This window comes from Vibrio tubiashii, from assembly GCF_028551255.1.
GTDB lineage: Bacteria > Pseudomonadota > Gammaproteobacteria > Enterobacterales > Vibrionaceae > Vibrio > Vibrio tubiashii_B.
Genome location: NZ_CP117029.1, coordinates 3,117,093 through 3,143,780 on the forward strand (window position 1 = coordinate 3,117,093; position 26,688 = coordinate 3,143,780).

14 protein-coding genes, 6 tRNA genes and 6 rRNA genes are annotated in these 26,688 nt (G+C 47.2%); 7 read left to right on the forward strand and 19 right to left on the reverse strand.

Features of this window, described 5'->3' with window-relative positions; translation table 11 throughout:
• Positions 1-10: 10 nt before the first annotated feature.
• Complete coding sequence (locus tag LYZ37_RS14385) at positions 11-2,539, reverse strand: class I adenylate cyclase (RefSeq protein WP_272785915.1); 2,529 nt, start codon at positions 2,537-2,539, stop codon at positions 11-13.
• Between the two features lie 335 nt (positions 2,540-2,874).
• Here LYZ37_RS14385 and hemC point away from each other — a divergent pair, with 335 nt between their 5' ends.
• The 6 genes from hemC (at position 2,875) to LYZ37_RS14415 (ending at position 7,979) form a co-directional block, all read left to right on the forward strand.
• The gene (hemC, locus tag LYZ37_RS14390) at positions 2,875-3,813 is read left to right on the forward strand and encodes a hydroxymethylbilane synthase (protein WP_171802218.1); all 939 of its coding nucleotides are present in this window, start codon (positions 2,875-2,877) and stop codon (positions 3,811-3,813) included.
• Positions 3,814-3,819: 6 nt separating this feature from the next.
• Positions 3,820-4,560, forward strand: a complete 741-nt coding sequence (locus tag LYZ37_RS14395) for a uroporphyrinogen-III synthase (RefSeq protein ID WP_272785916.1) — start codon at positions 3,820-3,822, stop codon at positions 4,558-4,560.
• A 6-nt stretch (positions 4,561-4,566) separates the two neighbouring features.
• Positions 4,567-5,781 (forward strand): uroporphyrinogen-III C-methyltransferase, encoded by a 1,215-nt coding sequence (locus tag LYZ37_RS14400; protein ID WP_272785917.1) that lies wholly within the window; start codon positions 4,567-4,569, stop codon positions 5,779-5,781.
• Positions 5,781-6,968 carry a heme biosynthesis protein HemY gene (locus LYZ37_RS14405; protein WP_272785918.1) on the forward strand — a complete coding sequence of 396 codons (1,188 nt, stop codon included), beginning with the start codon at positions 5,781-5,783 and terminating at the stop codon, positions 6,966-6,968. Before LYZ37_RS14400 ends, LYZ37_RS14405 begins: the two co-directional genes overlap by 1 nt.
• A gap of 158 nt (positions 6,969-7,126) precedes the next feature.
• The gene (locus LYZ37_RS14410; RefSeq protein ID WP_272785919.1) at positions 7,127-7,459 is read left to right on the forward strand and encodes a c-type cytochrome; all 333 of its coding nucleotides are present in this window, start codon (positions 7,127-7,129) and stop codon (positions 7,457-7,459) included.
• A 73-nt stretch (positions 7,460-7,532) separates the two neighbouring features.
• The gene (locus tag LYZ37_RS14415; protein ID WP_272785920.1) at positions 7,533-7,979 is read left to right on the forward strand and encodes a hypothetical protein; all 447 of its coding nucleotides are present in this window, start codon (positions 7,533-7,535) and stop codon (positions 7,977-7,979) included.
• A 6-nt stretch (positions 7,980-7,985) separates the two neighbouring features.
• Here LYZ37_RS14415 and LYZ37_RS14420 read toward each other — a convergent pair.
• From LYZ37_RS14420 to trxA, 18 genes are all read right to left on the reverse strand, one after another.
• Positions 7,986-8,062 (reverse strand) — tRNA-Asp (locus LYZ37_RS14420).
• A 31-nt stretch (positions 8,063-8,093) separates the two neighbouring features.
• Positions 8,094-8,209, reverse strand: a 5S ribosomal RNA gene (rrf, locus tag LYZ37_RS14425).
• An 88-nt stretch (positions 8,210-8,297) separates the two neighbouring features.
• Positions 8,298-11,184, reverse strand: a 23S ribosomal RNA gene (locus LYZ37_RS14430).
• A gap of 331 nt (positions 11,185-11,515) precedes the next feature.
• Positions 11,516-11,591, reverse strand: a tRNA-Val gene (locus LYZ37_RS14435).
• 30 nt (positions 11,592-11,621) lie between these two features.
• Positions 11,622-11,697 (reverse strand) — tRNA-Lys (locus LYZ37_RS14440).
• Between the two features lie 2 nt (positions 11,698-11,699).
• Positions 11,700-11,775 (reverse strand) — tRNA-Glu (locus LYZ37_RS14445).
• Between the two features lie 88 nt (positions 11,776-11,863).
• Positions 11,864-13,416 (reverse strand): 16S ribosomal RNA (locus tag LYZ37_RS14450).
• 316 nt (positions 13,417-13,732) lie between these two features.
• Positions 13,733-13,848: ribosomal RNA gene (gene rrf / locus LYZ37_RS14455) — 5S ribosomal RNA — on the reverse strand.
• 88 nt (positions 13,849-13,936) lie between these two features.
• A 23S ribosomal RNA gene (locus LYZ37_RS14460) occupies positions 13,937-16,834 on the reverse strand.
• Positions 16,835-17,123: 289 nt separating this feature from the next.
• Positions 17,124-17,199, reverse strand: a tRNA-Ala gene (locus tag LYZ37_RS14465).
• A gap of 43 nt (positions 17,200-17,242) precedes the next feature.
• A tRNA-Ile gene (locus tag LYZ37_RS14470) sits at positions 17,243-17,319 on the reverse strand.
• Positions 17,320-17,385: 66 nt separating this feature from the next.
• Positions 17,386-18,947 (reverse strand): 16S ribosomal RNA (locus LYZ37_RS14475).
• The 16S, 23S and 5S rRNA genes sit together here with 6 tRNA genes alongside, the layout of an rRNA operon.
• A gap of 496 nt (positions 18,948-19,443) precedes the next feature.
• Positions 19,444-20,157, reverse strand: coding sequence for an NAD(P)H-flavin reductase (gene fre, locus LYZ37_RS14480; RefSeq protein WP_272785921.1), 714 nt, complete (start codon positions 20,155-20,157; stop codon positions 19,444-19,446).
• 13 nt (positions 20,158-20,170) lie between these two features.
• Positions 20,171-20,440 (reverse strand): 2Fe-2S iron-sulfur cluster-binding protein, encoded by a 270-nt coding sequence (locus tag LYZ37_RS14485; protein ID WP_004745490.1) that lies wholly within the window; start codon positions 20,438-20,440, stop codon positions 20,171-20,173.
• On the reverse strand, positions 20,437-22,293 hold the full coding sequence (gene ubiD, locus LYZ37_RS14490) for a 4-hydroxy-3-polyprenylbenzoate decarboxylase (protein WP_272785922.1): 1,857 nt from the start codon (positions 22,291-22,293) through the stop codon (positions 20,437-20,439). Before ubiD ends, LYZ37_RS14485 begins: the two co-directional genes overlap by 4 nt.
• Before the next feature lie 92 nt (positions 22,294-22,385).
• Positions 22,386-23,381 (reverse strand): hypothetical protein, encoded by a 996-nt coding sequence (locus LYZ37_RS14495; protein WP_272785923.1) that lies wholly within the window; start codon positions 23,379-23,381, stop codon positions 22,386-22,388.
• A 104-nt stretch (positions 23,382-23,485) separates the two neighbouring features.
• A complete protein-coding gene (gene rho / locus LYZ37_RS14500) occupies positions 23,486-24,745 on the reverse strand; it encodes a transcription termination factor Rho (RefSeq protein ID WP_004745495.1) in 1,260 nt (419 codons plus the stop codon).
• A 200-nt stretch (positions 24,746-24,945) separates the two neighbouring features.
• Entirely contained in the window at positions 24,946-25,272 is a 327-nt protein-coding gene (gene trxA, locus LYZ37_RS14505; RefSeq protein WP_004745500.1) for a thioredoxin TrxA, read from the reverse strand.
• Between the two features lie 111 nt (positions 25,273-25,383).
• On the opposite strand from trxA, the gene rhlB reads away from it, so the two are divergent.
• Positions 25,384-26,685 (forward strand): ATP-dependent RNA helicase RhlB, encoded by a 1,302-nt coding sequence (gene rhlB, locus LYZ37_RS14510; protein ID WP_171325820.1) that lies wholly within the window; start codon positions 25,384-25,386, stop codon positions 26,683-26,685.
• Positions 26,686-26,688: the final 3 nt, after the last annotated feature.

Here is a 26,688-nt window from a genome sequence, read left to right on the forward strand (position 1 = left end):
TTTTTTGTATCTAGGCGTTAACGATTTTGCTCGGTCTTGAGTAACTTGCTCCATCATTACGATACGGAACAATGTAAGACTCATCATCTTCAGGGTGAACAATCTGATAATACTGCGGTAAGTTGAAGTTAATCAGCTTAGAAGACAATGGATTCTCATCTTGTACCGAGGTGTAGAAACTATTCACACTCGCGATCATCTCGTCTTTCTCACCTTTGAACTGATGGTAGACTTCAACGCGATTCGCTTCATCCAGTACATAGATATTAAAGCCTTGCTCACTGTCTTCGAAGAAGAACTGGATCAGGCCCTCACTGGCAAACCCATCAACAATTTCTGGTAACTGGTAATCTTGCTCTTTATCAAGCATTAGCAGCGGTGAACCCTTCAACTTATTGGTTGAGATACTGCGATAGAAGTCGACTGAGTTTTCCAGCATTTGTACCGAAACACCGCGACGCTCAAAGAACAAACCATATGTTTGCTGACCAATACGCAAAGCTTTAAAGCGGCGGCGCTTTTCTTGCTCAACAGGTTTTAAGCGTAAATCAATACACTCAGCAAGAAGCTGATACACCATATTACGCATCACACCACGCAGGTTTTTGCTGTAACAGAACACATCAACTGACTCTGGCGGAATCGCATCTTGGTGCATTTTACCTAGCACCGTTTTCAAGGCATCCAGCATTGCGGTTTCGCCTTTAAAATGCAGAGTACGCACTTCATGCCAAGAGTTACGATAAACCAAGTCGACACTACCGACTAAACACTTCTGCTCTGAACCAAAACTAAAAATATCGGTCGTTTTAGGATCAAGCTTAAGTGACTTGCCGCTCAACTCCGACGTTGGATCATTCTCGAAGTTGATAAACATCGCTAACTGGCTAATCTCACACGGGCTAGCTAGTGCCTGCATCGTCGGTCGACGCTTACGCAGTGAGAAGGTATTACGCAAATCACTCACCATCTGATAGAACTTGTCGATATCAAGATGCGCATCGCGGATAACAGAATGCAATCGAGTCGATTCAGTGATTAGGCCGTTAAAGAAAGACCAAGCAACAAGCTTACTGAGATATTCGTTGTGCTCTAATGGCGCCTGACCAAGAATACGGTGTGGCGTAAGAGGTTGCTTATACAGATACCAGCCAGACTGGTTAGTACGCCCGGGTCTCACTTCAATAAATGTTAAATCTGACTCGTGCAAATCAGGTGAAATCTGCGGGTTGAGCAGTGTCACCTTACCGGGCAGGACTTCAAATGCTGCATATAACTTACGCGCTAAAATACTGATGTCTTGCGGGCTGATCGCCGAAGTAATGTCATTACGACGTGCAAACTGAATCAAGTTACGGTAGCTCTGCATCAAGGCATCAAGTAACGCATGATGTACCACTTTTACTTGTTCCACTTTCCAATTACGGCGGTCATCAAGTTCAGCGATCACTGAGCTATCCCAATCCCACTTCTGCACCATGTCAGAGAGTGCTTCACGTCGCCAAGCAACAGAGCCGACACTTGGCTCACGAGAGAGCTTTTCGTGCGTTTTAAGATAAAAACAACGACGCACAAGATCTAAGCGAGTGGTGTCACCAATACGCTCTAAATAACGAGTGACTTTTTCAAGCATCAGATAATACGCATCCATACCATAAAGGTCTGGCTCATGCGCAAAGAAGCGGCGCTTAGTATCTAGGCTGAGAAGTTGAGTGTTAGGGTACTCCCACGAATAAGCTTCAAGTAGGATGGCTTTTAAAACTGACTTATAGGGCGAGTCAATACTCTTGTATAGCTGCCATAAGTTAGAGCCAAAATATTCCTCTGCAGGGATTCGATTAAGCTGACCGAAATCGATCCATTTAGAACAATCGATATAACCTTTGCCACAGAGGTCTTTCACGTATTCGTCGTAGCACTCTTCCATTTCAGGAGGAACAATTTGCCACAGTAGACGTTGACCGGCGAGACGCACTGCGCTGCGATAGAACTCGTCGAGCAGCAGTAAGTGTTGAGATGAACCACAATTATCACCCGTCATCTCTTCTGAGTGATTTGAACGGAATCGCTCTTCATCCATTAAGAAGAAATTAGCTTCCACACCCTGCGTTTGAGCCCAATCGGTGATCAACAAACATTTGTTAGTAAGACTTTCACGTTCGTCACAACTCATGCTTGGCGAAACGCACACCCAGATATCTAGATCACTGGAAGTACTTTGACCAATCGAAGAAGTACTGCCCATAGTGTACAGACCCAAGATCGCTGGGTTGTCACTGGTAGTAAGCGGCTGACCAATCGTTAGCTCAGTATCTTCAACAAACTGTTGCTGGATGTCATTCAATTCAAACTCGCGAACACCGAATGGTACTTGCGCGTCGAAATAACCAGGGATAACTGGATGATTGAAATGAAGCAGTGTTGGGATTAGATGGAACACACGCTGACTTGGCAAATCCATAAGAGCCAGCGCACGCTCAACACGTTGCTGGTTTAGGTTATCAAGTCTTTTAATTAGCGTCTTGGTGTAAGCCTGCAAGGGGGTTTCCTTGGTTCATATCCTAGATGGCACTTTGACTATTAATTGTTCTAAAGCACCAACAAAACGTGATCAATCTATCACTTTTCTTTGAGTTGGTAAAGAAATGTACGATCGATTCGACACAATTTTGCCCATCCGAAGTTGTCGCTCTTAGTGTGGTACGTAACTTCTATTAATAATAATAGCCTATTTTACAAACGAGACCTTAGTCACACTCTTTTAATCATTTTGTGCTAGCAAACACCTAAGCCTCATGCGGGCGAATAAGCAATAATACTTTTCTAGCTGACAATGGTAGGATTAAGCCATTATTTTGTTATCTGCAGAACACTATGACTCAACAAACTCCAATTCGAATTGCGACGCGCAAAAGCCCTCTTGCCCTTTGGCAAGCTCACTATGTTAAAGACGCTTTAATGGCTGCTCACCCTGGTTTAGAAGTTGAGCTAGTGACGATGGTAACCAAAGGCGACATCATCCTAGATACACCTTTAGCAAAGGTGGGTGGTAAAGGCTTGTTCGTTAAAGAACTAGAAGTGGCTATGTTAGAAGGACGCGCCGACCTTGCCGTTCATTCAATGAAAGATGTCCCTGTCGATTTCCCTGAAGGTCTTGGTCTGGTGACGATCTGTGAACGTGAAGATCCTCGCGACGCTTTCGTTTCAAATACCTATAACAATATTGATCAGCTGCCTCAGGGTGCCGTAGTAGGTACTTGCAGCTTACGCCGTCAATGTCAGATAAAAGAATCTCGCCCAGACTTAGTGATCAAAGAGCTACGCGGCAATGTAGGCACTCGACTAGGTAAACTAGACGCAGGCGAATACGATGCCATTATTCTTGCTGCCGCTGGCTTGAAGCGCCTTGAGCTAGAAGAGCGCATCAAGAGCTTTATCGAACCAGAACAATCTCTACCGGCTGTAGGACAAGGGGCTGTAGGTATTGAATGTCGTCTTGATGACGAACGCCTAATTAAGTTACTAGAACCACTCAACCACAAAGAAACCGCCGATCGCGTACTGTGTGAGCGTGCAATGAACCTCACTCTAGAGGGCGGCTGTCAGGTACCGATTGGTAGTTACTCTCTAATTGATGGCGACAACATATGGTTACGTGCTCTAGTCGGCGAACCTGATGGTTCAAAGATCGTTCGTGGTGAGATTCGTGGCTCTCGTACTGATGCTGAAGCTCTAGGTATTGAGCTTGCCAACCAGCTACTCGACCAAGGTGCGAAAGAGATCTTAACCAAGCTATACGCTGAGCACGAGTAACACCTTATGGCAGTACTGGTCACTCGGCCGGGACAACAAGGCCGCTCGCTATGTAACAAGCTGTCAGAGGTTGGTATAGAAAGCTATCACCAACCTTTGATCGACATTCAGCCCGGAGAGCAACTCGAAGGGCTGGAAACGTCCATTTCTCATTTCGATATTATCATCGCCGTCAGTCAGCATGCGGTGACATCTACCGATAGATACCTGCAAAAACTTGAGCAAAGTTGGCCCAATGGCACGACCTATCTTGCCGTTGGTCAAAAAACTGCACACGTTTTAAGCAAAGCAACCCGACAAACAGTACACTACCCAGAAGTCAGTGATAGTGAACATCTGCTACTACAGGACTCCTTACTCTCTATCGCCAACAAAAAGATCCTGATTCTGCGTGGCAATGGAGGGCGAGAGTTGATATTCGATACTCTAGTCGCCCGTGGCGCTCAAGTTGAATATCGCGAGGTGTACAAACGAGAAAACCTAGCTTTCCGCTCAGATTTGCTCGTACCTATCTGGCAAAATGAAAAAATAACTCAATTAGTCATCACCAGTTCAGGTCAGCTTAGTTACTTTGTTTCTCAACTAACTGAAGAGCATAAGGCCTGGCTGTTTACGCTCCATCTGTATGTACCCAGTGAGCGGATAGCGCAACAAGCACGAGAAGTCGGTTTTAAAGTTGTTACCAACACCTTCAGTGCCTCTAATAAAGTATTACTGGCTGCTCTCCGGCCAAGTGAAACAGGATAATAAGTAATGACCAAAAAAAATAACAACGATAACAATACCCCTGACCAAGAAAAAAAATCGGCAGAGGAAGTAAGCAAAGCAACAAACGCGTCTGATACTACTGAAACAAAAGCGGAACAACCGGCCGTTGAGCAAGCCTCTCAGCCTGAAACCAAACCCACTACAAACAAACAACCCGAGTTTGAAGAGAAGCAAGGCAAACGCGGTGTAAAACTTGGCACTATCGCCATTGTCATCTCTTTGTTGATAGGTGGTGGTCTCACTTTCCAAATGCAGCAAAAGAATGCTCAATATCAAGCGCAGATAGATGCTCTTCAAGCTCAGCTAAAGCAAACTCAAACCAGTGTTCAGTCAGAACTCGATTCGACCAAGCAGCAAGCTATTGCCAAAGCAACAGAAATTACCCACCGTGCTGAAACCGTTCTTGAGCAGCAGCAGAAAAGCATCGAGAGCCTACAAGTCGCGGTAGCTGACGTGAAAGGTCGCCGACCAAATGACTGGCTGCTCGCTGAAGCCGATTACTTAGTCAAGCTAGCGGGTAGAAAACTGTTCTTAGAGCACGATGCCGTTAGTGCGACCAAACTGATGGAAAGTGCAGACCAAAGAATTGCGGCGCTTAATGACCCAAGCCTAGTGCCTTTGCGTAAATCTATGGCTAACGACATCACTAAACTAAAAACGGTTCCCCTGATCGACAGAGAAGGCTTAGTGCTGCGCATCACTTCACTGCAACAGCAAGTGGATAGCCTGCCATTAGCCAATGCACTATTACCAGAAGCACAGCAAATTGAAAAACAGGTTGTTTCTGAAGATGTAAACGACTGGCAAAATAACTTAATGACGTCTCTAAAAGATTTCTCAGAGAACTTCATTACGTTTAGAACTCGTGATGGCAATGTCATCCCACTACTTTCTCCGCAGCAACACTTTTACCTGAAAGAGAACATTAAAGCTAAGCTAGAGACTGCAATTAAAGCTGTTTACGTCGAGCAGCAAGATATCTATAGCACGGCATTAACGACTGCGGATAAATGGTCAGCGACCTTCTTTAACCAAGATTCTAATGAAGTGAAAGAGTTCAATAAGGCGCTTGAACTGTTAAGCAAACAGAAGGTGCAAGTTGAGTATCCAGTTAAGCTGGAAACACAGCAGCAGCTCTCTGATGTGATTCGTGACCGCTTACGCCGAGAAGTCACCACCCTAGTGACGGAGGAAAACTAATGTTTCGAATTATTTTCCTCTTTGTCGTTCTTGGCTTAGGTCTGTTTGCCGGGACTCAATACGCAGGCCAACAAGGCTATGTATTAATCTCGGTGGCAAATAAAACCATTGAGATGAGCGTTACGACTCTGGTTATCTTTGTTATCGCCGCACTCGCCGCTCTATTTGGTCTAGAGTTCTTGATTAAACGAGCACTTAGCGCGAGTTCAGCAACATGGAACTGGTTCAGCGTGCGTAAAATGCGCCGCTCACGCCGTTATACTAATGAAGGCATCATCAAGTTGTTAGAAGGTGACTTCAAACTGGCAGAGAAAAAAGTCACTCGCTGGGCAAACCATCACGACATGCCACTACTCTGTTACCTAGTCGCATCGGAGGCGGCGCAAGGTATGGGTAACAACCAACAGCGTGACCATTACCTAGAATTAGCTTCTCAGCAAGAAAATTCACAGTTAGCCGTAGAGCTTACCCGCGCTAAACAGCAGATCCGTGATGCTAACTACAACGATGCGTTCGATACGCTCTCGAACATAAAGGGCAGCTATCCCAATAACGCCATTGTCTTGAACCTTCTTAAGCAAGTGTATATTGAGCTAAAGCTATGGCAGCCACTGTTAGATCTTCTGCCTAAGTTAGTCAAAAACAAAATTGTCTCTAAAGAAGAGCAAGAGCCACTGATGCAACGCGCACAATGCGGTCTGCTAAGCGATGTAGCAGAGCAGAAAGGCAGTGAAGGTCTCATTGCCCACTGGAATGCATTACCACGTAAGGCGAAAGTAGATGCTCACCTTGTTGAGTGTTTTGCTAAACAGCTGATCTCGCGCCAAGCAGATAATGAAGCGTTTACTTTAATCAAAGAAACACTTAAAAAGCACCCTAACTCTGATCTCTACGCCCTATTGCCAGAACTTAAGCTTGCCGATAATCACCCAGTAGTGACTTTCCTAGAAGGCGCTCTACGTAAAGACGCGAATAATGCAGAAGCACACAGCGCCATCGCTCAGTTCCATTTACGCAATGAAGAATGGAGTGAGGCTCAGCAGCACCTAGAGAAGGCACTATCTGTACGCTCTAATGTTTCCGACTACGGTTACCTGTCTGACGCACTAGAGAAGCAGAACCTAACTAAAGCAGCTCATGAGGTGTCTAAGAAAGCACTTACGCTTATCAAAGAACCTGCTGCTTAGTGGGTGAATAAGAGCTAAGTAAGCTTTGAAATAACAACGACCCTCAATTATCGCATCAGCCGATATTGAGGGTCTTTTTTTATCTGTACTATTTGTTCAGCTTGAGTTAATAAGGAATGCCATACCATTAAGCCATCATAATTATGAGGTTTAATCATATGAACAAATTAGCTCTTATTCCGCTGCTATCAATCTCTGCCATTTCTTTCGCACACGCTAACACCATCGATATAGAGAAAGGCGAGAATAACTATAAAACCCTGTGTATCTCATGCCATGGTGAAAAAGGACATGGTGAAGGTATAGCTGGAAAAGCATTAGCAGAGCAGCCTTCCAACATCTATGCAGGCCTGAATTCATGGTTTGAAACAGAGGCCGAGCTGATTGACACCGTTCTGAATGGTAATGAAGGCATGCCAGCATGGAGCGCAGTTTTGACAGAGCAAGATGTAAAAGGGATCTTCGCCTACATCAATAAGGTCAACGAGTAAGCGAGTTCGGTAGCGAGTCTCGAATGCTGTGTAGAAGCACGAGCAGATTGTCGAGGCTTGGCAACATCTTTCTATGGATGATGGATACGGGAACGGACTTCGTCCTACGGAAAACTGGAAAACTGGAAAACTGGAAAACTGGAAAACTGGAAAACTGGAAAACTGGAAAACTGGAAAACTGGAAAACTGGAAAACTGGAAAACTGGAAAACTGGAAAACTGGAAAACTGGACTGGAAAACTGGAAAACTGGAAAACTGGAAAACTGGAAAACTGGAAAACTGGAAAACTGGAAAACTGGAAAACTGGAAAACTGGAAAACTGGAAAACTGGATGATGGATGTGTGTCTTCTAGGGGGCAAGGTCTGTCAACACCTTCTAAACTATATCGGCTCTATCAACTTAATTTCAACCCTCACCTCTCGTAGGGCGAAGCCCGATCCCGATTCTAGAGGACGAAGTCCGTTCCAGTTCTCCTATACGCAGATACAAAAAGACCCCAGCATTTCTGCTGAGGTCTAGAATAAGTGGCGGAGCGGACGGGACTCGAACCCGCGACCCCCGGCGTGACAGGCCGGTATTCTAACCAACTGAACTACCGCTCCGCACTGGTTAGACTCTAAGTCTAAATTTAAAGCCTGGCGATGTCCTACTCTCACATGGGGAAGCCCCACACTACCATCGGCGCTAATTCGTTTCACTTCTGAGTTCGGCATGGAATCAGGTGGGTCCAAATCGCTATGGTCGCCAAGCAAATTCTTAATTCGGAAAACTGATTAAAAGTCTAAATACACATTCAAAGTTCTTGCTTTGAGTCCATCAAAACCCTTTGGGTGTTGTATGGTTAAGCCTCACGGGCAATTAGTACAGGTTAGCTCAACGCCTCACAACGCTTACACACCCTGCCTATCAACGTTCTAGTCTCGAACAACCCTTTAGGACCCTCAAGGGGTCAGGGAAGACTCATCTCAGGGCTCGCTTCCCGCTTAGATGCTTTCAGCGGTTATCGATTCCGAACTTAGCTACCGGGCAATGCGTCTGGCGACACAACCCGAACACCAGAGGTTCGTCCACTCCGGTCCTCTCGTACTAGGAGCAGCCCCCTTCAATCTTCCAACGCCCACGGCAGATAGGGACCGAACTGTCTCACGACGTTCTAAACCCAGCTCGCGTACCACTTTAAATGGCGAACAGCCATACCCTGACCGACTTCAGCCCCAGGATGTGATGAGCCGACATCGAGGTGCCAAACACCGCCGTCGATATGAACTCTTGGGCGGTATCAGCCTGTTATCCCCGGAGTACCTTTTATCCGTTGAGCGATGGCCCTTCCATACAGAACCACCGGATCACTATGACCTGCTTTCGCACCTGCTCGAATTGTCATTCTCGCAGTCAAGCGGGCTTATGCCATTGCACTAACCTCACGATGTCCAACCGTGATTAGCCCACCTTCGTGCTCCTCCGTTACTCTTTGGGAGGAGACCGCCCCAGTCAAACTACCCACCAGGCACTGTCCTCAACCCGGATAACGGGTCTAAGTTAGAACATCAACACTACAAGGGTGGTATTTCAAGGACGGCTCCACCGATACTGGCGTACCGGTTTCAAAGCCTCCCACCTATCCTACACATGTAGGGTCAATGTTCAGTGCCAAGCTGTAGTAAAGGTTCACGGGGTCTTTCCGTCTAGCCGCGGGTACACTGCATCTTCACAGCGATTTCAATTTCACTGAGTCTCGGGTGGAGACAGCGTGGCCATCATTACGCCATTCGTGCAGGTCGGAACTTACCCGACAAGGAATTTCGCTACCTTAGGACCGTTATAGTTACGGCCGCCGTTTACCGGGGCTTCGATCAAGAGCTTCGACTTACGTCTAACCCCATCAATTAACCTTCCGGCACCGGGCAGGCGTCACACCGTATACGTCATCTTACGATTTTGCACAGTGCTGTGTTTTTAATAAACAGTTGCAGCCACCTGGTATCTGCGACTCTCAATAGCTCCATCCGCAAGGGACTTCACCGTCAAGAGCGTACCTTCTCCCGAAGTTACGGTACCATTTTGCCTAGTTCCTTCACCCGAGTTCTCTCAAGCGCCTTGGTATTCTCTACCCGACCACCTGTGTCGGTTTGGGGTACGATTCCTTACAATCTGAAGCTTAGAGGCTTTTCCTGGAAGCATGGCATCAATGACTTCACTACCGTAGTAGCTCGACATCGTGTCTCAGCCTTAGAGAGAGCCGGATTTACCTAACTCTCAAGCCTACGCACTTGAACCTGGACAACCGTCGCCAGGCCCACCTAGCCTTCTCCGTCCCCCCATCGCAATTGTAAGAAGTACGGGAATATTAACCCGTTTCCCATCGACTACGCCTTTCGGCCTCGCCTTAGGGGTCGACTTACCCTGCCCCGATTAACGTTGGACAGGAACCCTTGGTCTTCCGGCGAGGAGGTTTTTCACCCCCTTTATCGTTACTCATGTCAGCATTCGCACTTCTGATACCTCCAGCAGACTTTACAATCCACCTTCAACGGCTTACAGAACGCTCCCCTACCCAATACAATAAATTGCATTGCCGCAGCTTCGGTTTATAGCTTAGCCCCGTTACATCTTCCGCGCAGGCCGACTCGACTAGTGAGCTATTACGCTTTCTTTAAATGATGGCTGCTTCTAAGCCAACATCCTAGCTGTCTAAGCCTTCCCACATCGTTTCCCACTTAGCTATAATTTGGGACCTTAGCTGGCGGTCTGGGTTGTTTCCCTCTCCACGACGGACGTTAGCACCCGCCGTGTGTCTCCCGGATAGTACTTACTGGTATTCGGAGTTTGCAAAGGGTTGGTAAGTCGGGATGACCCCCTAGCCTTAACAGTGCTCTACCCCCAGTAGTATTCGTCCGAGGCTCTACCTAAATAGATTTCGGGGAGAACCAGCTATCTCCAGGTTTGATTGGCCTTTCACCCCTAGCCACAAGTCATCCGCTAATTTTTCAACATTAGTCGGTTCGGTCCTCCAGTTGATGTTACTCAACCTTCAACCTGCCCATGGCTAGATCACCTGGTTTCGGGTCTATATCCAGCAACTCGACGCCCAGTTAAGACTCGATTTCTCTACGGCTCCCCTAGATGGTTAACCTTGCTACTGAATATAAGTCGCTGACCCATTATACAAAAGGTACGCAGTCACACCACGAAGGTGCTCCTACTGCTTGTACGTACACGGTTTCAGGTTCTATTTCACTCCCCTCACAGGGGTTCTTTTCGCCTTTCCCTCACGGTACTGGTTCACTATCGGTCAGTCAGTAGTATTTAGCCTTGGAGGATGGTCCCCCCATATTCAGACAGGATATCACGTGTCCCGCCCTACTCGATTTCACTGATGATGAGATGTCGGTTACGGGGCTATCACCCTGTATCGCGGCACTTTCCAGAGCCTTCACCTGTCTCATTAAAAGCTTAAGGGCTAGTCCAATTTCGCTCGCCGCTACTTTCGGAATCTCGGTTGATTTCTTTTCCTCGGGGTACTTAGATGTTTCAGTTCCCCCGGTTCGCCCTGTTAACCTATGTATTCAGTTAACAGTATCTGCTTATGCAGATGGGTTTCCCCATTCAGAAATCCCAGACTCAAATGGTTGTTACTACCTAATCTGGGCTTATCGCAAGTTACTACGTCTTTCATCGCCTCTGACTGCCAAGGCATCCACCGTGTACGCTTAGTCACTTAACCATACAACCCCAAAGGGTCTTTGTTAAACAACCAAAGTTGTCTGCATTTTTATACATGTGCAGACACGATTTTGCCGGACTCAAATTTCCAAGAACACTTGAATGTGTGTTGGTACCTAAAACATAGTTTTAGGATTTGAGAACTTTTAATTGAATAACAACGCATCTCAAAGAGATGGGGATTGTTGTTATTCGTCAGCTTTCCAAATTGTTAAAGAGCATGTTTCTTCACAAGGAAGTACATTTTCTAAAGACTTTCGGCGTCGAAAATACCAACCACATACTCGTTACTGAAGTGGTTTGGAAATCCTAATCCAAAAATACTTAGAGAATGGTGGGCGATACCGGGCTCGAACCAGTGACCCCCTGCTTGTAAGGCAGGTGCTCTCCCAACTGAGCTAATCGCCCACATAAGTTTTAATTCTTCGTGGAGAAGAATGGTGGGTCGTGCAGGATTCGAACCTGCGACCAATTGATTAAAAGTCAACTGCTCTACCAACTGAGCTAACGACCCAATGGTATCCCGTAGGGGAGTCGAACCCCTGTTACCGCCGTGAAAGGGCGGTGTCCTAGGCCTCTAGACGAACGGGACACTAAGTTGAACACCTTGGGGGGTGTTCCATCTCTTAAACTACATAAACCATCAATCTGTGTGGACACTCATCGCAATAATCATCGTATAAGGAGGTGATCCAGCCCCAGGTTCCCCTAGGGCTACCTTGTTACGACTTCACCCCAGTCATGAACCACAAAGTGGTGAGCGTCCTCCCGAAGGTTAAACTACCCACTTCTTTTGCAGCCCACTCCCATGGTGTGACGGGCGGTGTGTACAAGGCCCGGGAACGTATTCACCGTGGCATTCTGATCCACGATTACTAGCGATTCCGACTTCACGGAGTCGAGTTGCAGACTCCGATCCGGACTACGACGCACTTTTTGGGATTCGCTCACTTTCGCAAGTTGGCCGCCCTCTGTATGCGCCATTGTAGCACGTGTGTAGCCCTACTCGTAAGGGCCATGATGACTTGACGTCGTCCCCACCTTCCTCCGGTTTATCACCGGCAGTCTCCCTGGAGTTCCCACCATTACGTGCTGGCAAACAAGGATAAGGGTTGCGCTCGTTGCGGGACTTAACCCAACATTTCACAACACGAGCTGACGACAGCCATGCAGCACCTGTCTCAGAGTTCCCGAAGGCACCAATCCATCTCTGGAAAGTTCTCTGGATGTCAAGAGTAGGTAAGGTTCTTCGCGTTGCATCGAATTAAACCACATGCTCCACCGCTTGTGCGGGCCCCCGTCAATTCATTTGAGTTTTAATCTTGCGACCGTACTCCCCAGGCGGTCTACTTAACGCGTTAGCTCCGAAAGCCACGGCTCAAGGCCACAACCTCCAAGTAGACATCGTTTACGGCGTGGACTACCAGGGTATCTAATCCTGTTTGCTCCCCACGCTTTCGCATCTGAGTGTCAGTATCTGTCCAGGGGGCCGCCTTCGCCACCGGTATTCCTTCAGATCTCTACGCATTTCACCGCTACACCTGAAATTCTACCCCCCTCTACAGTACTCTAGTCTGCCAGTTTCAAATGCAATTCCGAGGTTGAGCCCCGGGCTTTCACATCTGACTTAACAAACCACCTGCATGCGCTTTACGCCCAGTAATTCCGATTAACGCTCGCACCCTCCGTATTACCGCGGCTGCTGGCACGGAGTTAGCCGGTGCTTCTTCTGCAGCTAACGTCAAATGATAGTGCTATTAACACTACCACCTTCCTCACTGCTGAAAGTACTTTACAACCCGAAGGCCTTCTTCATACACGCGGCATGGCTGCATCAGGCTTGCGCCCATTGTGCAATATTCCCCACTGCTGCCTCCCGTAGGAGTCTGGACCGTGTCTCAGTTCCAGTGTGGCTGATCATCCTCTCAGACCAGCTAGGGATCGTCGCCTTGGTGAGCCCTTACCTCACCAACTAGCTAATCCCACCTGGGCATATCCTGACGCGAGAGGCCCGAAGGTCCCCCTCTTTGAGCCGAAGCTATTATGCGGTATTAGCCATCGTTTCCAATGGTTATCCCCCACATCAGGGCAATTTCCCAGGCATTACTCACCCGTCCGCCGCTCGACGCCGTTAACGTTCCCCGAAGGTTCAGTTAACTCGTTTCCGCTCGACTTGCATGTGTTAGGCCTGCCGCCAGCGTTCAATCTGAGCCATGATCAAACTCTTCAATTTAAGATTTTGTCGGCTCAATGAATACTGAACATTACATAAGTAATGTTTGAATTGACTGTGCTGAATCCGAAGATTCAATGGTCACTTCGTATCATTGAAACCTAATTTGAAACCGAAGTTTCTAATTGGATTATCATCAACGAGTGCCCACACAGATTGATAGGTTTATATTGTTAAAGAGCTTTGCTTTCAGTGCCTTAGCACTTAAGCAGGACGCGTATAATACGCTATTGACTCGGTAAGTCAACATAAAACTCTAAGAAAACTTAAAGATTTATGGTGACTTGTCTACATAGTAGACAAAGTCGAAATTAAAGCCTGGCGATGTCCTACTCTCACATGGGGAAGCCCCACACTACCATCGGCGCTAATTCGTTTCACTTCTGAGTTCGGCATGGAATCAGGTGGGTCCAAATCGCTATGGTCGCCAAGCAAATTCTTAATTCGGAAAACTGATTAAAAGTCTAAATACACATTCAAAGTTCTTGCTTTGAGTCCATCAAAACCCTTTGGGTGTTGTATGGTTAAGCCTCACGGGCAATTAGTACAGGTTAGCTCAACGCCTCACAACGCTTACACACCCTGCCTATCAACGTTCTAGTCTCGAACAACCCTTTAGGACCCTCAAGGGGTCAGGGAAGACTCATCTCAGGGCTCGCTTCCCGCTTAGATGCTTTCAGCGGTTATCGATTCCGAACTTAGCTACCGGGCAATGCGTCTGGCGACACAACCCGAACACCAGAGGTTCGTCCACTCCGGTCCTCTCGTACTAGGAGCAGCCCCCCTTCAATCTTCCAACGCCCACGGCAGATAGGGACCGAACTGTCTCACGACGTTCTAAACCCAGCTCGCGTACCACTTTAAATGGCGAACAGCCATACCCTTGGGACCGACTTCAGCCCCAGGATGTGATGAGCCCATCGAGGTGCCAAACACCGCCGTCGATATGAACTCTTGGGCGGTATCAGCCTGTTATCCCCGGAGTACCTTTTATCCGTTGAGCGATGGCCCTTCCATACAGAACCACCGGATCACTATGACCTGCTTTCGCACCTGCTCGAATTGTCATTCTCGCAGTCAAGCGGGCTTATGCCATTGCACTAACCTCACGATGTCCAACCGTGATTAGCCCACCTTCGTGCTCCTCCGTTACTCTTTGGGAGGAGACCGCCCCAGTCAAACTACCCACCAGGCACTGTCCTCAACCCGGATAACGGGTCTAAGTTAGAACATCAACACTACAAGGGTGGTATTTCAAGGACGGCTCCACCGATACTGGCGTACCGGTTTCAAAGCCTCCCACCTATCCTACACATGTAGGATCAATGTTCAGTGCCAAGCTGTAGTAAAGGTTCACGGGGTCTTTCCGTCTAGCCGCGGGTACACTGCATCTTCACAGCGATTTCAATTTCACTGAGTCTCGGGTGGAGACAGCGTGGCCATCATTACGCCATTCGTGCAGGTCGGAACTTACCCGACAAGGAATTTCGCTACCTTAGGACCGTTATAGTTACGGCCGCCGTTTACCGGGGCTTCGATCAAGAGCTTCGACTTACGTCTAACCCCATCAATTAACCTTCCGGCACCGGGCAGGCGTCACACCGTATACGTCATCTTACGATTTTGCACAGTGCTGTGTTTTTAATAAACAGTTGCAGCCACCTGGTATCTGCGACTCTCAATAGCTCCATCCGCGAGGGACTTCACCGTCAAGAGCGTACCTTCTCCCGAAGTTACGGTACCATTTTGCCTAGTTCCTTCCTTCACCCGAGTTCTCTCAAGCGCCTTGGTATTCTCTACCCGACCACCTGTGTCGGTTTGGGGTACGATTCCTTACAATCTGAAGCTTAGAGGCTTTTCCTGGAAGCATGGCATCAATGACTTCACATCCGTAGATGCTCGACATCGTGTCTCAGCCTTAAAGAGAGCCGGATTTACCTAACTCTCAAGCCTACGCACTTGAACCTGGACAACCGTCGCCAGGCCCACCTAGCCTTCTCCGTCCCCCCATCGCAATTGTAAGAAGTACGGGAATATTAAACCCGTTTCCCATCGACTACGCCTTTCGGCCTCGCCTTAGGGGTCGACTTACCCTGCCCCGATTAACGTTGGACAGGAACCCTTGGTCTTCCGGCGAGGAGGTTTTTCACCCCCTTTATCGTTACTCATGTCAGCATTCGCACTTCTGATACCTCCAGCAAGCTTTACAACTCACCTTCAACGGCTTACAGAACGCTCCCCTACCCAATACAATAAATTGCATTGCCGCAGCTTCGGTTTATAGCTTAGCCCCGTTACATCTTCCGCGCAGGCCGACTCGACTAGTGAGCTATTACGCTTTCTTTAAATGATGGCTGCTTCTAAGCCAACATCCTAGCTGTCTAAGCCTTCCCACATCGTTTCCCACTTAGCTATAATTTGGGACCTTAGCTGGCGGTCTGGGTTGTTTCCCTCTCCACGACGGACGTTAGCACCCGCCGTGTGTCTCCCGGATAGTACTTACTGGTATTCGGAGTTTGCAAAGGGTTGGTAAGTCGGGATGACCCCCTAGCCTTAACAGTGCTCTACCCCCAGTAGTATTCGTCCGAGGCTCTACCTAAATAGATTTCGGGGAGAACCAGCTATCTCCAGGTTTGATTGGCCTTTCACCCCTAGCCACAAGTCATCCGCTAATTTTTCAACATTAGTCGGTTCGGTCCTCCAGTTGATGTTACTCAACCTTCAACCTGCCCATGGCTAGATCACCTGGTTTCGGGTCTATATCCAGCAACTCGACGCCCAGTTAAGACTCGATTTCTCTACGGCTCCCCTAGATGGTTAACCTTGCTACTGAATATAAGTCGCTGACCCATTATACAAAAGGTACGCAGTCACACCACGAAGGTGCTCCTACTGCTTGTACGTACACGGTTTCAGGTTCTATTTCACTCCCCTCACAGGGGTTCTTTTCGCCTTTCCCTCACGGTACTGGTTCACTATCGGTCAGTCAGTAGTATTTAGCCTTGGAGGATGGTCCCCCCATATTCAGACAGGATATCACGTGTCCCGCCCTACTCGATTTCACTGATGATGAGATGTCGGTTACGGGGCTATCACCCTGTATCGCGGCACTTTCCAGAGCCTTCACCTGTCTCATTAAAAGCTTAAGGGCTAGTCCAATTTCGCTCGCCGCTACTTTCGGAATCTCGGTTGATTTCTTTTCCTCGGGGTACTTAGATGTTTTTCAGTTCCCCCGGTTCGCCCTGTTAACCTATGTATTCAGTTAACAGTATTCTGCTTATGCAGATGGGTTTTCCCCATTCAGAAATCCCAGACTCAAATGGTTGTTACTACCTAATCTGGGCTTATCGCAAGTTACTACGTCTTTCATCGCCTCTGACTGCCAAGGCATCCACCGTGTACGCTTAGTCACTTAACCATACAACCCCAAAGGGTCTTCTGTTTAAACAACCAAAGTTGTCTGCATTTTTATACATGTGCAGACACGATTTTGCCGGACTCAAATTTCCAAGAACACTTGAATGTGTGTTGGTACCTAGTTCTTAGTAACAAATAGCTAAGAATTAGGATTTGAGAACTTTTAATTGAATAACAACGCATCTCAAAGAGATGGGGATTGTTGTTATTCGTCAGCTTTCCAAATTGTTAAAGAGCTAGATTCATTTAAGAACCATTTTTAAGAACACTTACGCAAATGCGCTTAAAGATGGTGGAGCTAAGCAGGATCGAACTGCTGACCTCCTGCGTGCAAGGCAGGCGCTCTCCCAGCTGAGCTATAGCCCCATCAGGTGTTGATACTGTGTGCCAATTCTTCTGGGAGGAAGATTGGTGGGTCTGAGTGGACTTGAACCACCGACCTCTCGCTTATCAGGCGAACGCTCTAACCACCTGAGCTACAGACCCAGTATCGTCTCTTAACGTGTATAAACATATCAATCTGTGTGAACACTCATCGCAATAATCATCGTATAAGGAGGTGATCCAGCCCCAGGTTCCCCTAGGGCTACCTTGTTACGACTTCACCCCAGTCATGAACCACAAAGTGGTGAGCGTCCTCCCGAAGGTTAAACTACCCACTTCTTTTGCAGCCCACTCCCATGGTGTGACGGGCGGTGTGTACAAGGCCCGGGAACGTATTCACCGTGGCATTCTGATCCACGATTACTAGCGATTCCGACTTCACGGAGTCGAGTTGCAGACTCCGATCCGGACTACGACGCACTTTTTGGGATTCGCTCACTTTCGCAAGTTGGCCGCCCTCTGTATGCGCCATTGTAGCACGTGTGTAGCCCTACTCGTAAGGGCCATGATGACTTGACGTCGTCCCCACCTTCCTCCGGTTTATCACCGGCAGTCTCCCTCCCTGGAGTTCCCGACATTACTCGCTGGCAAACAAGGATAAGGGTTGCGCTCGTTGCGGGACTTAACCCAACATTTCACAACACGAGCTGACGACAGCCATGCAGCACCTGTCTCAGAGTTCCCGAAGGCACCAATCCATCTCTGGAAAGTTCTCTGGATGTCAAGAGTAGGTAAGGTTCTTCGCGTTGCATCGAATTAAACCACATGCTCCACCGCTTGTGCGGGCCCCCGTCAATTCATTTGAGTTTTAATCTTGCGACCGTACTCCCCAGGCGGTCTACTTAACGCGTTAGCTCCGAAAGCCACGGCTCAAGGCCACAACCTCCAAGTAGACATCGTTTACGGCGTGGACTACCAGGGTATCTAATCCTGTTTGCTCCCCACGCTTTCGCATCTGAGTGTCAGTATCTGTCCAGGGGGGCCGCCTTCGCCACCGGTATTCCTTCAGATCTCTACGCATTTCACCGCTACACCTGAAAATTCTACCCCCCTCTACAGTACTCTAGTCTGCCAGTTTCAAATGCAATTCCGAGGTTGAGCCCCGGGCTTTCACATCTGACTTAACAAACCACCTGCATGCGCTTTACGCCCAGTAATTCCGATTAACGCTCGCACCCTCCGTATTACCGCGGCTGCTGGCACGGAGTTAGCCGGTGCTTCTTCTGCAGCTAACGTCAAATGATAGTGCTATTAACACTACCACCTTCCTCACTGCTGAAAGTACTTTACAACCCGAAGGCCTTCTTCATACACGCGGCATGGCTGCATCAGGCTTGCGCCCATTGTGCAATATTCCCCACTGCTGCCTCCCGTAGGAGTCTGGACCGTGTCTCAGTTCCAGTGTGGCTGATCATCCTCTCAGACCAGCTAGGGATCGTCGCCTTGGTGAGCCCTTACCTCCTCACAACTAGCTAATCCCACCTGGGCATATCCTGACGCGAGAGGCCCGAAGGTCCCCCTCTTTGAGCCGAAGCTATTATGCGGTATATAGCCATCGTTTCCAATGGTTATCCCCCACATCAGGGCAATTTCCCAGGCATTACTCACCCGTCCGCCGCTCGACGCCGTTAACGTTCCCCGAAGGTTCAGTTAACTCGTTTCCGCTCGACTTGCATGTGTTAGGCCTGCCGCCAGCGTTCAATCTGAGCCATGATCAAACTCTCTCAATTTAAGATTTTGTCGGCTCAATGAATACTGAACATTACATAAAGTAATGTTTGAATTGACTGTGCTGAATCCGAAGATTCAATGGTCACTTCGTTTCATTGAAACCTAATTTGAAACCGAAGTTTCTAATTGGATTATCATCAACGAGTGCCCACACAGATTGATAGGTTTATATTGTTAAAGAGCTTTCTTCTTTGTGACTCACATCACTTCGGAAGAGGCAGCCATTCTAGCGTTTCAATTTGAAGTGTCAAACACTTTTTTGAATTTTTTGTTTCACTCGATTTGAGTTGAAACTTAGCTAGTTGGCTTTACTGACTTTCCGCTGAAGCCTTGTGGCGTCTGCCGTGTCAGTGGAAGCGCATTATAGGGAGTTGAGATTTAAGCGCAAGCCCTTTTTCAAATAAAATTGAAAAAAATGACCGTTCGTTGAATTTGTATGCAAAAGCACAAAAAAAGGGAGCAAAACGCTCCCTTTTTAACCTGAATTCTTAAGCTTTATATAAAAGCATAAGCATCGGCATACATTCTTTCTGCTTGAGCTTGCTTATTTAGGGTAAATTTCTCACGCGCAGCACCTGCCATTTCAAAGCGTCCAGCGATATAGATGTCATACTCTGCTAGCGAATCGAAATCTTGCTCTACAGCTTGAAGAACATTACCTACTTTTCCTTGCCATTCAGCAGGAGCATCTTCTATTACAGGTACAAACTGAACATTACGATTATTCGCCGCAATCTCTTCGAGCTCTGGTTTTGCGTACAGCTGGCATTCGTCACGCCCACCCCAATATAAGTAGATAGGGTTAGTTTTGTTTTGCGCGATGCAATGATCGAGGATAGAACGCACATAACTAAAGCCAGTACCACCGGCGATCAGCAAAATAGGACGCTCACTCTCTTCTTGGATACAAGCATCGCCGTGTGGCGCGTCGATAGTAATCTCACCGTCTTGCTCTAGTGCAGTTTTCATCGCTTCTACTACTTCGTGAGCGTAAGCATTGTGTTCTGCAGCACCGATATGCAGTTCCAGTTCACCTTCATGACGGCATGGGCTGCTCGCAATAGAAAATGGTCTTTTATCTTTTTCACCCATAACAACCATTAGGTACTGGCCAGCTTTAAAACTTACTGGGCTTTCTGGGTGCAATAGAATTTGGTAAGTATTGCAAGCCAACGGCTGGATTGACTTTACTTTACATTGAATAGTCATGGTTTCCTCTTACTTACTCTTCAAAAGTAAGCACTAATTTACTTTCTGCGAAGGCTTGGCAAGCAAATATCCATCCTTGTTGTTGCTCTTTCTCTGTGAGCATAGGTTCAAGGTGATAAGAGACTGTTCCTTCTAGTTTACGACACAAACAGGCAGCGCAAGCACCAACCTGGCATCGGTGAGGAAAGCGGATATTATTGTTGAGCGCCGCTTCCAACACCGTTTGTCCATCTTGTACTTCGAATTCTATGTTATCTGGCAACAAGATGACGGAATGATTCATAGAATACCCAACTTATCCCACATCGCATCAATTTTTGCCACAAGTTGAGGATCTTTCTTGATAGGTGTGCCCCATTCTCTGACAACCTCCTCTCCTTCCACTTTATTAGTGGCATCCAACACAAGGCGAGAGCAAGACAGATTAGTGCCCGCTTCCTGCTTGGTATCTCGCGCTGGGTCCATGCGAGTAGTCACAGCCCAGATAATGTCATTCCAATCTTTAGCATTCACATCACTATCACAGACAACGATGAATTTAGGTGTGCCACGCTCGATCAAGAACTGCTCTACCTTTTGCGCCAGCTGCTTAGATTGACCAGCGTGCTGCTTATCCATGGTGACAATAGCAAAACTATTATTCTTAGCTGTCGATGGGATATAGATATCGATAACTTCTGGGTTATGCTCAATAAAGCTCTTAAGCGCAGCCTCACTCAATTGGGTATGTTGTTTTACGGATTGCTCCGAGCCAACCAACTCTGCATCCCATTTGACGGTTGCGTCTAACCCCATTTTCGAGCCGAGGCCAACGACCGGAGAAGCGAAGTCCAATGAATCAATTGGGGTATTCTCGATAAACAATGTATCTCTGACCGGATCCATATGTTCGGTCATCGCTGCTATCACTTGATCCCAATCGCGTGCATTGACCTTTTCATCGCACACAATTACAAACTTGGTATACATGAACTGACGCAAGAAGGACCAGACTCCCATCATGACTCTTTTAGCATGACCCGGATATTGTTTCTTCATTGTCACTACCGCCATTCGGTAGGAGCAACCCTCTGGTGGTAGATAGAAGTCCTCTATCTCAGGAAACTGCTTTTGCAGAATCGGCACAAACACTTCATTGAGCGCTACGCCCAGTACTGCTGGTTCATCAGGTGGGCGACCAGTATAAGTACTGTGATAGATAGGCTCGTTACGCATTGTGATGTGGGTAATAGTAAAGACGTGGTGCTTTTCTTTTTCGTTGTAGTACCCGGTGTGATCACCGTAAGGTCCTTCGTCAGCGAACTCATTAGGATCAATATAGCCTTCCATAACGATTTCAGCGCTAGCGGGAACTTCTAAGTCATTGCTAACCGATTTGACGACTTCGGTTTTTTTGCCGCGCAGCAAACCCGCAAATGCGTACTCAGATAATGTATCTGGCACTGGTGTTACTGCGCCGAGAATGGTTGCAGGGTCTGCACCAAAAGCGACGGAAACAGGAAAGGGTTTACCTGGGTTGGTTTCCATCCAGTCACGGAGATCTAATGCACCGCCACGGTGAGCTAGCCAACGCATGATGATTTTGTTCTTAGCGATTTTTTGCTGGCGGTAAATACCTAGGTTCTGTCGCTTCTTATTCGGCCCTTTGGTAACGGTCAGTCCCCAAGTCAATAACGGTGCAACATCACCTTGCCAGCAACTCATGACTGGTACTTTGTCCAAATCAACTTCTTCACCTTGCCAGATAACCTCTTGGCAAGGGGCTTTGCGTAGACGCTTAGCAGGCATGTTCAATACTTGCTTGAACACTGGCAACTTATCTAATGCGTCTTTAAAACCTTTTGGGGGCTCAGGCTCTTTTAGATAAGCGAGTAACTTGCCGACTTCACGTAATTCTTTGACATCTTGTCGCCCCATACCTATCGCAACACGCTCCGGAGTACCAAACAGGTTGGTCAGTACAGGCATGTCGTAACCGATTGGGTTTTCAAACAGCAGAGCTGGTCCGCCAGCCCTTAAGGTACGGTCACTGATTTCCGTCATTTCATAGTCGGGATCAACGGGATGAGAGATGCGTTTTAGCTTCCCTTCTTTTTCTAGATGAGCGACAAAGTCGCGTAAATCCTTAAAACTCATAGACCTATTTGTGGGCTGGTTAATCTGCACGCAGTATAACAAAAAGAGGAATCATTCGATCCCTCTTTTTCGTGTGGTTATATGTCTTAGCCTTACTGTCCGATCACACTGAGGATCGCGCGGCTATTTACTTTTTGATTGCTACTGGCTAATTCTTCGAGCCACGATGAGTAACCTTGGCGTGCGAGCTCACCTGCAATGAACCTTGCATCATCGGATGCCGCCATTCGCGCGATAAGAAACTCTTTTACATCGCTCGACATTGGCCTAACTTTGGCCAGTTCGGTAATCGCTCGCTCTTTGAGGCTTGGGTTATTCGAGGCTTGCATCACTTGCTCTAAAGAAAAGCTATCTGCCACTTTAGCCAGTCGCACCAGTTCGGACTCACTGTTAAAGTCAGCTTTCATCAGCCACAGCAGTTTATAGACATCTGGATTTTCACTGACTTGAGCTAATCGCACCATGACTTGAGATGAAGGTAACCAACTGACTACCGGAGCTTTGGTCAACTGTTCAGCGAGGTTATTCACCGCTTCAGGTGAGAGGCTATCGAGTTCACGGATCAGCAAAGCTTCACGAGTCTGTACTTGGTAATCGCTGCCAGTCAGCCAATCTTTCAAATCCAGCTCACCACGCTCAGCATCTAAAACAAAGGCGAGTGTCGACTGATCTTGACGCCACTGTTTGAGTAAGCGGTTGGCAATCGCTGGGTAATTAAAAGCAGGGACTGAAAACTCATAGCCATCCCCTCTTTCTAACACTTGGTAGGTTGGCACCATTGACTGTTGCTGCTCAACAAACAGCGCCATCTTAGGTGTCAGAATCAGGTTTTGGCCTTCAATTTTCTTTAGCAGTAGATAGCGGGAAACTTCTTGTACGGGAAGAGAAAGCCTTTGCAACGCAAAGTTAAGGCCATCAGTATCATCTTCAACCACATACTGAAGGAGTTCAGCGACTTTATCGTGAACTTGAGATTCTTGTAACCATTGCTCAACACGCTGAGGTTCCATCTCAGTTGCAGCGACGGTAGGTACTCCGGTAAGAAGTGCGATAGACAGGAGTACCGACGACAACATTCCTTGTTGCATGTTAACCTCCTTGTAACATATTGCACCATTGTGCTCGCTATCAATAGATAATGCAAACAAAAACGCCACCAAATATGGTGGCGTTTGATAATTCAATCTATCGACTATTGACGACGCATCGCGTCAAAGAATTCATCGTTAGTCTTAGTCATTGCTAGCTTGTCGATCAGGAACTCCATTGCGTCGATCTCACCCATTGGATGAACAATCTTACGTAGAATCCACATCTTCTGTAGTTCTTCATTCTTAGTTAGAAGCTCTTCACGACGAGTACCTGAGCGATTGAAGTCGATTGCAGGGAAGACACGCTTCTCGGCGATCTTACGGTTCAGGTGAATTTCCATGTTACCTGTACCTTTAAACTCTTCGTAGATAACTTCATCCATCTTAGAACCAGTATCTACTAGCGCTGTTGCTAGAATTGTCAGGCTACCACCTTCTTCTACATTACGTGCAGCACCGAAGAAGCGCTTAGGACGGTGTAGAGCGTTAGCATCGACACCACCAGTCAGAACTTTACCTGATGATGGAACAACTGTGTTGTATGCACGAGCTAGACGAGTGATAGAATCAAGCAGGATTACTACGTCTTTCTTGTGTTCAACAAGACGTTTTGCTTTCTCGATAACCATCTCAGCAACTTGTACGTGGCGAGATGCAGGCTCATCAAACGTAGACGCAACCACTTCACCTTTCACTAGGCGTTGCATCTCGGTTACTTCTTCTGGACGTTCATCGATAAGAAGTACCATTAGCTCACACTCTGGGTGGTTGTAAGCAATGCTCTGTGCAATGTTTTGCAGCAGCATTGTTTTACCCGCTTTAGGTGGAGCAACGATCAGACCACGCTGACCTTTACCAATTGGTGAAGCTAAATCTAGAACACGTGCTGTGATATCTTCTGTCGAGCCGTTACCACGCTCCATCACCATACGCTCGTTTGCGTGTAGTGGCGTCAAGTTTTCAAATAGAATCTTATTACGCGCGTTGTCTGGTTTGTCATCGTTAACTGTATTGACTTTTAGTAGAGCAAAGTATCGCTCACCGTCTTTTGGTGGACGAATCTTACCGGCAATCGAGTCACCTGTACGAAGGTTGAAGCGGCGGATCTGACTTGGAGATACATAGATGTCATCTGGGCCTGCCAAGTAAGAGCTGTCTGCACTGCGCAAGAAGCCAAAACCGTCTTGAAGTATTTCCAGAACCCCGTCGCCAAAAATGTCTTCGCCGCTTTTCGCGTGAGCTTTTAGGATGGCGAAGATAATGTCTTGCTTTCTTAGACGAGCTAGGTTTTCAAGGCCCAAGCTTTCGCCAAGTTTAACAAGATCAGACACAGGTCTGTTCTTCAGTTCTGTTAGATTCATGGTGGTGGATACTTTTTTAGTCAAAATAGGATCTGTTATTTAGTTAAGATGAATTTGGTCACAGGATCGACCAAGAAGAGAAACTTGTTTATTTAACGTGCGATAAATTAGCACTAAATACTAGCCTAGTCTAGATTTTGTTAGGCAGCAAAAACAAAACCGTGCATTTCTTCAAATCGCACGGTTTGCTCAGTAACTACTTATAGATTTGCGTCTAGGAACTCTTTAAGTTGAGTCTTCGACAGCGCACCAACTTTGGTTGCTGCGACATTACCGTCTTTAAAAAGAAGCAATGTTGGAATACCGCGGATACCAAACTTAGGTGGAGTACCTGCGTTATGGTCGATATTTAGTTTACCGATAGTGAGCTTGCCTTCGTACTCATCTGCGATTTCGTCCAGGATAGGAGCAATCATCTTACAAGGACCACACCATTCTGCCCAAAAATCCACTAGTACAGGGCCTGCAGCATTGATTACGTCGTTTTCAAAACCGTCATCCGTAAGCTGCAAAATCTTATCACTCATCTTCCACTCCAATGTGTTTTTTGAAACTGGTTGGATGATAACCAGTAAATAGATGCCCTATTGGAATGTATTTACTTTCTTATTGCAAGCTTTAGCTGATATTCTATCACCATGAAAAAGACGCATATCACAGAGCAAAAGTTCGCCGATTTGGGTTTACACCCTCAAATTACTGAAGGTTTGGAGAAGAAAGGGTTTGAATTTTGTACCCCTATCCAAGCTTTGGCGTTGCCGGTACTGCTCACCGGCCAAGACATCGCAGGCCAAGCCCAAACGGGTACAGGTAAGACACTCGCTTTCCTGACTGCTACTTTTAACCACCTACTGACGACTTCAGAACATGAAGGTCGTAAGCCAAATCAGCCGCGTGCCATCATCATGGCACCAACACGCGAGTTGGCAATTCAGATTTACAATGATGCTGAGCCGCTAATTGCGAGCACTGGTATTAAAGCTGCGCTTGCCTACGGCGGCGAAAGCTACGACAAGCAGCTAGCTAAGCTTGAAGATGGTGTGGATATTCTGATCGGTACTACCGGTCGTATTATCGATTTCTACAAGCAACGCGTATTTAACCTAAACAACATTCAAGCGGTTGTTCTTGATGAAGCAGATCGCATGTTCGATCTTGGCTTTATTAAAGACATTCGTTTCTTGTTCCGTCGCATGCCTGAACCAAAAGAGCGTTTGAACATGCTGTTCTCAGCGACGCTTTCTTACCGCGTTCAAGAGTTGGCATTCGAGCACATGCATAATCCAGAGCATGTTGTGGTTGAGCCAGAAGTTAAAACGGGTCATCGCATCCAAGAAGAGCTGTTCTACCCTTCAAATGAACATAAAATGGCTCTGCTGCAAACCTTAATTGAAGAAGAATGGCCTGAGCGCGCGATCATCTTTGCTAACACTAAACATAAGTGTGAATCGGTTTGGGGCCACTTGGCTGCTGACGGCCATCGTGTTGGTTTGTTAACAGGCGATGTACCGCAGAAGAAACGCGAGCGTATCTTAGAGCAGTTTACTAAAGGTGAAGTTGATCTATTAGTGGCAACAGACGTTGCAGCACGTGGTCTACATATTCCTCAAGTAACGCACGTGTTTAACTTTGACCTACCAGATGACTGCGAAGATTACGTTCACCGCATAGGCCGTACTGGTCGTGCAGGTGCAAGCGGTCATTCTATTAGCTTTGCTTGTGAAGACTACGCGATTAACCTTCCTCCGATTGAAGAGTACATCGAGCACGCGATTCCCGTGTCAGACTACGACCCAAGTGCATTGATTGAAGATTTACCTGCACCGCTACGTATGCGTTCAAACCGTCCGCAGCAACGTCGCACCAATACAGGTGGTTCTCGTTCAGGCAACCGTCGTAACAACAATCGCTCTCGTCAACGTCAACAAAAGGATTCTTAAGTC

Coding starts and splice junctions, on each gene's coding strand:
- LYZ37_RS14395 (WP_272785916.1), top strand. CDS start 3,820: ATGGCAGTACTGGTCACTCGGCCGGGACAACAAGGCCGCTCGCTATGT.
- LYZ37_RS14485 (WP_004745490.1), bottom strand. CDS start 20,440: ATGAATCATTCCGTCATCTTGTTGCCAGATAACATAGAATTCGAAGTA.
- hemC (WP_171802218.1), top strand. CDS start 2,875: ATGACTCAACAAACTCCAATTCGAATTGCGACGCGCAAAAGCCCTCTT.
- LYZ37_RS14495 (WP_272785923.1), bottom strand. CDS start 23,381: ATGCAACAAGGAATGTTGTCGTCGGTACTCCTGTCTATCGCACTTCTT.
- LYZ37_RS14415 (WP_272785920.1), top strand. CDS start 7,533: ATGGATGATGGATACGGGAACGGACTTCGTCCTACGGAAAACTGGAAA.
- trxA (WP_004745500.1), bottom strand. CDS start 25,272: ATGAGTGATAAGATTTTGCAGCTTACGGATGACGGTTTTGAAAACGAC.
- LYZ37_RS14410 (WP_272785919.1), top strand. CDS start 7,127: ATGAACAAATTAGCTCTTATTCCGCTGCTATCAATCTCTGCCATTTCT.
- LYZ37_RS14405 (WP_272785918.1), top strand. CDS start 5,781: ATGTTTCGAATTATTTTCCTCTTTGTCGTTCTTGGCTTAGGTCTGTTT.
- rhlB (WP_171325820.1), top strand. CDS start 25,384: ATGAAAAAGACGCATATCACAGAGCAAAAGTTCGCCGATTTGGGTTTA.
- rho (WP_004745495.1), bottom strand. CDS start 24,745: ATGAATCTAACAGAACTGAAGAACAGACCTGTGTCTGATCTTGTTAAA.
- fre (WP_272785921.1), bottom strand. CDS start 20,157: ATGACTATTCAATGTAAAGTAAAGTCAATCCAGCCGTTGGCTTGCAAT.
- ubiD (WP_272785922.1), bottom strand. CDS start 22,293: ATGAGTTTTAAGGATTTACGCGACTTTGTCGCTCATCTAGAAAAAGAA.
- LYZ37_RS14400 (WP_272785917.1), top strand. CDS start 4,567: ATGACCAAAAAAAATAACAACGATAACAATACCCCTGACCAAGAAAAA.